Source organism: Fibrobacter sp., from assembly GCF_017545445.1.
Classification (GTDB): Bacteria; Fibrobacterota; Fibrobacteria; order Fibrobacterales; family Fibrobacteraceae; genus Fibrobacter.
The window spans coordinates 1-4,403 of sequence record NZ_JAFWOM010000083.1 but is presented as its reverse complement, the minus strand read 5'-3'; the positions used below and the strand labels follow the sequence as shown (position 1 = coordinate 4,403).

The window sequence follows — 4,403 nt, the reverse complement described above, 5'->3', positions numbered from 1 at the left end:
GGTGATGGTCTTGATCACGATTTCTTCGGCAACAACCGGAGCGGCGGACTTCTGCTTAAGGTTCGCAACAGCGGACTTGAGAGCATTTTCAACCAGCGAAGCACCCTTGGTCTGCGTACGGAGGATGGAGAGCATCGCGAAAGCTTCGCTTACGGACTTGCCGCGAACGAGGTCAACAACGCGACGGAGCTTGCGAACGCCGTAACGGACGTTTTTCACTTTAGCAACAGCTTGCATTATTTCTTGCCTCCAGCAGTTTCAGTCTTGCGGTGACCACGGAAAGTACGGGTCAAAGCGAATTCGCCGAGCTTATGGCCAACCATGTTTTCGGTGACATAGACCGGAAGGAACTGCTTGCCGTTATAGACGGAGAACGTGAGTCCGACCATATCCGGGACGATTGTGGAACGACGGGACCAGGTCTTGATAGCCTGTTTCTTGTCGGAGCTAGCCATGGCCTGAGCCTTGCTGAGAACGTGGGAATCCACGAACGCACCTTTCTTAAGGGATCTAGACATGAATTAGGCCCTCTTCTGACGATGACGTACGATAAACTTATCGGTACGCTTGTTGTTACGAGTTTTAGCACCCTTAGAGTTCTTACCCCAAGGAGAGCACGGATGACGACCACCAGAGGTACGACCTTCACCACCACCGAGGGGGTGATCGACCGGGTTCATAACGACACCACGGACGGCCGGGCGCTTGCCGAGCCAGCGAGAGCGGCCTGCAGAACCCGAGGATTCATTCATGTGATCGATATTGGAAACCTGGCCAACGGTAGCGAGGCAGTCTTCCGGGATGTAGCGGACTTCGCCACTCGGAAGCTTGACCTGGCAGAGCTTGCCGTCCTTGGCGACCAGTTCAGCACCGGCACCAGCGGAACGAGCAATCTGGGCACCCTTGCCCGGCTTCATTTCGATGTTGTGGATAACCGTGTTCAGCGGAATGTCGCGGAGAGGAATTGCGTTACCTACGCGGAATTCGGCGCCTTCACCGGAGTTCAGCACATCGCCAACCTTGATATCGGCCGGAGCGATGATGTATGCGCGCTTGCCGTTCTGGTACTTGACCAAAGCGATACGTGCGGTACGGTTCGGATCGTATTCGATCGTTTCGACAGTGCAGGAGAGACCGGCAAACTGGCGCTTGAAGTCGATGATACGATACAGTTTCTTGTGACCACCACCACGACGGCGGGAAGTGATTTCACCAGCGTTGTTACGGCCAGAGCTGCGCTTGATACCTTCGGTAAGCGGCTTGTACGGCTTCTGGGCAGTGATTTCCTTGCGGTCACCAATCTGCTTGTAACGAAGCGTCGGGGTAATCGGGCGATAAGATTTCAGACCCATGGTTATACTCCTTCAAACTCGGCAATCTTTTGCCCGGCCTTAAGTGTGATGTAGGCCTTCTTCCAGTTGGGTTTCTTGCCTGCGACCATGCGGACGCGCTTGATCTTGCCACGGTTGATGAGCGTGTTGACCTTAGCGACCTTGACATCGAAACGCTTTTCGATAGCGCCCTTGATGTCTTCCTTGGAAGCGTCCATGGCAACCTTGAACACATACTTGTGCACATCGTTACGGCGATTCACCATGTTCTTCATGGTTTCTTCGGTGACGTGCGGAGCAACGAGGATTTCACGAATTTCTTTCATTAGCGGCCTCCTTCAAGTTCTGCGAGAGCAGCCTGGGAGATGACAACGTTGTTAGCGCGGACGATGTCGTAAGTGTTGACATCTTCGACGCGTGCGCAACGGCACCAAGGAATGTTGTTGGAGGAGAGGTAGAGGTTCGCATCCTTTGCGCTCACGACAAACAGAGCATTGCGCTGTTCGACGCCAGCCTTGTTGAGGACAGCGAGGAGATCCTTGGTCTTCGGGGCGTTGAAGCTGAGAGCTTCGAACACGAGGACCTTGCCTTCCTGGGCCTTTGCAGCGAGTGCAGAGTGGAAAGCGATCTTCTTGACCTTCTTGTTTACCTTTTCGAAATAGTCATGAGACTTCGGACCGTGAGCCTTGGCACCACGAACCCACACTGCGGAGGTGTTCTGGCCGGAACGAGCGCGACCCGTACCCTTCTGCTTCCACGGCTTCTGGCCACCGCCGCTGACTTCGCCCTTGGACTTAGTCTGGGCAGTACCCTGACGCTTGTTGTTCAGGATAGCCTTGATGTGGAGGTACATGCAGACCTTGTTGACTTCCTGGTCGAAGAGAGCCGGGAGCTGGATATCATTCTTAAAATCGCCAGTAGCGGCGAAAAGCTTTGCACTAGCCATTAGTCTTTCCTCACCACGATGATGCTGTTCTTCGCACCCGGGACAGCGCCACGGACGAAGATCAGGTTACGGTCGCTATCAACTTTCACGACCTGGAGGTGCTTCACGGTCACTTTCTTGTTGCCGTATTGACCAGCCATACGCTTACCCGGGAAAACGCGGCCCGGATAGGAGTGAGCGGACGTACCACCCGGTTCGCGCATATTGTGCGTACCATGGGAACGAGGACCGCTATGGAAACCGTGGCGCTTGATAGTGCCAGAGAAACCATGACCCTTGGAGATGCCAGAGACGTTCACAGTCTTTGCATCAGCGAAGTCGGCAGCACCGAATTCCTTGCCAACCGGCCAGGATTCGAGATCAGCGACATCAAATTCAGCGAGGTGTTCACGAACAGCGACGTCAGCCTTCTTGAAATGGCCGATTTCTGCCTTGTTGGCACGCTGTTCCTTCTTGAGACCAAAGCCGATCTGGACAGCAGTGTAGCCGTCCTTCTCTTCTGTCTTATGGCAAACGACCACGCACGGACCGGCTTCGAGAACCGTGACAGGGACGCATTCGCCCTGTTCCGTGAACACTTGGGTCATTCCCAATTTCTTTGCGAGAATACCGTTCATTGTTATTAGACCTTAATTTCGACTTCAACGCCTGCCGGCAAGTCAAGTTTCATGAGGGAATCTACAGTTTGCGGCGTAGCATCAAGGATGTCGATAAGACGCTTGTGCGTACGGGATTCGAACTGTTCACGAGAAGTCTTGTCAATATGCGGAGAGCGGAGCACCGTATATTTCTGGATCTTCGTCGGGAGAGGGATGGGGCCGGCAATGCGTGCCCCAGTGTTCTTAGCTGTATTCACGATATCTTGAGCAGAGCGGTCGATCATACGATGATCGAAGCTCTTCAAGCGAATACGGATGCGTTCACCAGCCATGATTATTCCTTACTTGATGATTTCGGTAACAGAGCCAGCACCAACAGTACGTCCACCTTCGCGGATAGCGAAGCGGAGCTGCTTTTCCATAGCGATCGGGGCGATGAGGTCAACGTGAATCGTGACGGTGTCACCCGGAGTCACCATTTCGACGCCTTCCGGAAGCTGAATCGTGCCGGTAACGTCGGTGGTGCGGAAGTAGAACTGAGGACGGTAGCCGTTCATGAACGGCGTGTGGCGGCCACCTTCGTCCTTCGTGAGAACGTAGATTTCAGCCTTGAATTCGGTGTGCGGAGTGACAGACTTCGGAGCGGCAAGAACCATGCCACGGACGATGTCCTTCTTTTCAGCACCGCGGAGGAGAAGACCGACGTTGTCACCGGCCTGAGCGTCGTCGAGGAGCTTGCGGAACATTTCCACGCCCGTGATGACGTATTCGGTGGTTTCACCGAGACCGATGCGTTCGACCTTGTCGTTCAGGCGGACGATACCGCGTTCGATACGGCCAGTAGCGACAGTGCCGCGGCCAGTGATCGTGAACACGTCTTCGATCGGCATGAGGAACGGCTTGTCGGTATCGCGCTGCGGGAGCGGGATGTAAGAGTCGCAAGCGTCCATGAGTTCCATGACCTTGTCCTGATATTCCGGATCGCCTTCGAGGGCCTTGAGTGCGGAACCGCGGATGATCGGGGTGTTGTCACCGTCAAAGTCATACTTGGAGAGAAGTTCGCGGACTTCCATTTCGACGAGGTCGAGAATTTCAGCGTCATCGACCATGTCGCACTTGTTCATGAACACGACGATCTTCGGCACGCCAACCTGGTGAGCCAAAAGGATGTGTTCGCGAGTCTGCGGCATCGGGCCGTCAGTAGCAGCAACGACGAGGATAGCGCCGTCCATCTGAGCAGCACCAGTCACCATGTTCTTCACATAGTCAGCATGCCCCGGGCAGTCAACGTGTGCGTAGTGACGGTTTGCAGTGGTGTATTCGACGTGAGAAGTGTTGATCGTGATACCACGAGCCTTTTCTTCCGGAGCGTTGTCGATTTCATCGAAACGCTTTGCTGCGGCGAGACCCTTAGCAGCGAGAGTCGTGCAGATTGCAGCAGTAAGAGTGGTTTTACCGTGGTCAACGTGACCGATCGTGCCGATGTTGCAGTGCGGCTTGCTTCTGTCAAAATGTTCTTTTGCCATT

At 54.5% G+C, this 4,403-nt stretch carries 8 protein-coding genes; all 8 read right to left on the bottom strand.

Annotated features, from left to right (window positions below):
• Positions 1-237, bottom strand: a 237-nt coding sequence (locus IKG78_RS09875) for an uL22 family ribosomal protein (RefSeq protein WP_290942867.1), incomplete at its 3' end; no start/stop codon positions are given.
• Positions 237-518 carry a 30S ribosomal protein S19 gene (rpsS, locus tag IKG78_RS09870; RefSeq protein ID WP_290942865.1) on the bottom strand — a complete coding sequence of 94 codons (282 nt, stop codon included), beginning with the start codon at positions 516-518 and terminating at the stop codon, positions 237-239. The genes rpsS and IKG78_RS09875, both read right to left, overlap by 1 nt.
• A gap of 3 nt (positions 519-521) precedes the next feature.
• On the bottom strand, positions 522-1,352 hold the full coding sequence (gene rplB / locus IKG78_RS09865) for a 50S ribosomal protein L2 (protein ID WP_290942863.1): 831 nt from the start codon (positions 1,350-1,352) through the stop codon (positions 522-524).
• A 2-nt stretch (positions 1,353-1,354) separates the two neighbouring features.
• Positions 1,355-1,657 (bottom strand): 50S ribosomal protein L23, encoded by a 303-nt coding sequence (rplW, locus tag IKG78_RS09860; protein ID WP_290942862.1) that lies wholly within the window; start codon positions 1,655-1,657, stop codon positions 1,355-1,357.
• Positions 1,657-2,277, bottom strand: coding sequence for a 50S ribosomal protein L4 (rplD, locus tag IKG78_RS09855; protein ID WP_290942859.1), 621 nt, complete (start codon positions 2,275-2,277; stop codon positions 1,657-1,659). The genes rplW and rplD overlap by 1 nt, the downstream gene beginning before the upstream one ends.
• Positions 2,277-2,894, bottom strand: a complete 618-nt coding sequence (gene rplC, locus IKG78_RS09850) for a 50S ribosomal protein L3 (protein WP_290942857.1) — start codon at positions 2,892-2,894, stop codon at positions 2,277-2,279. The genes rplD and rplC overlap by 1 nt, the downstream gene beginning before the upstream one ends.
• Positions 2,895-2,899: 5 nt before the next feature.
• A complete protein-coding gene (gene rpsJ, locus IKG78_RS09845; RefSeq protein WP_014546117.1) occupies positions 2,900-3,208 on the bottom strand; it encodes a 30S ribosomal protein S10 in 309 nt (102 codons plus the stop codon).
• Between the two features lie 9 nt (positions 3,209-3,217).
• Positions 3,218-4,402: an elongation factor Tu gene (gene tuf, locus IKG78_RS09840; protein WP_290942855.1), complete on the bottom strand. Its 1,185-nt coding sequence runs from the start codon at positions 4,400-4,402 to the stop codon at positions 3,218-3,220.
• Position 4,403: the final 1 nt, after the last annotated feature.